Origin of the sequence: Helicobacter pylori, from assembly GCF_011140715.1 — a bacterium.
Taxonomy (GTDB): domain Bacteria; phylum Campylobacterota; class Campylobacteria; order Campylobacterales; family Helicobacteraceae; genus Helicobacter; species Helicobacter pylori_DA.
Map to the genome: position 1 here is coordinate 1 of NZ_SFZZ01000043.1, position 1,271 is coordinate 1,271.

The window sequence follows — 1,271 nt, forward strand, 5'->3', positions numbered from 1 at the left end:
CGCTGAAGACGACGGCTTTTACACAAGCGTAGGCTATCAAATCGGTGAAGCCGCTCAAATGGTGAAAAACACCAAAGGCATTCAAGAACTTTCAGACAATTATGAAAAGCTGAACAATCTTTTGAATAATTACAGCACCCTAAACACCCTGATCAAATTGTCCGCTGATCCGAGCGCGATTAACGACGCAAGGGATAATCTAGGCTCAAGCTCTAGGAATTTGCTTGATGTCAAAACCAATTCCCCCGCTTATCAAGCCGTGCTTTTAGCGTTGAACGCTGCAGTGGGGTTGTGGCAAGTTACAAGCTACGCTTTTACTGCTTGTGGTCCTGGCAGTAACGAGAGCGCGAATGGAGGTATCCAAACTTTTAATAATGTGCCAGGACAAAATACGACGACCATCACTTGCAATTCGTATTATGAGCCAGGACATGGTGGGCCTATATCCACTGAAAATTATGCGATCATTAACAAGGCCTATCAAATCATTCAAAAGGCTTTGACAGCCAATGGATCTAATGGAGATGGAGTCCCCGTTTTAAGCAATACCACTACAAAACTTGATTTCACTATTCAAGGAGACAAAAGAACGGGTGGCAAACCAAATACCCCTTTAGTATATTCATGGAGTCATGGGAAAGCTATTTCAACCTCGTGGAATACAACACAAACAACAAGCACAACAGAAAACATCAACACAACCAACAACGCTCAAGAGCTTTTAAAACAAGCGAGCATCATTATCACTACCCTAAATGAGGCATGCCCAAACTTTCAGAATGGTGGTAGCGGTTATTGGCAAGGGATAAGCGGCAATGGGACAATGTGTGGGATGTTTAAGAATGAAATCAGCGCTATCCAAGGCATGATCGCTAACGCGCAAGAAGCTGTCGCGCAAAGCAAAATCGTTAGTGAAAATGCGCAAAATCAAAACAACCTAGACACTGGAAAACCATTCAACCCTTACACAGATGCAAGTTTTGCTGAAAGCATGCTCAAAAACGCTCAAGCCCAAGCAGAGATTTTAAACCAAGCCGAACAAGTGGTGAAAAACTTTGAAAAAATCCCTACAGCCTTTGTAAATGACTCTTTAGGGGTGTGTTATGAAATGCAAGGTGGCGAGCGTCGTGGCACCAATCCGGGCCAGACGACTTCTAACACTTGGGGGGCAGGCTGTGCGTATGTAGGACAAACGATAACAAATCTTAAAAACAGCATCGCCCATTTTGGCACTCAAGAACAGCAAATACAGCAAGCCGAAAACATCGCTG

The 1,271-nt window shown here is 43.9% G+C and carries 1 protein-coding gene; it reads left to right on the forward strand.

From position 1 onward, the window contains the following. On the forward strand, window positions 1–1,271 hold a 1,271-nt coding region (locus EWZ81_RS04040; RefSeq protein WP_341846691.1), incomplete at both ends, for a SabA family sialic acid-binding adhesin.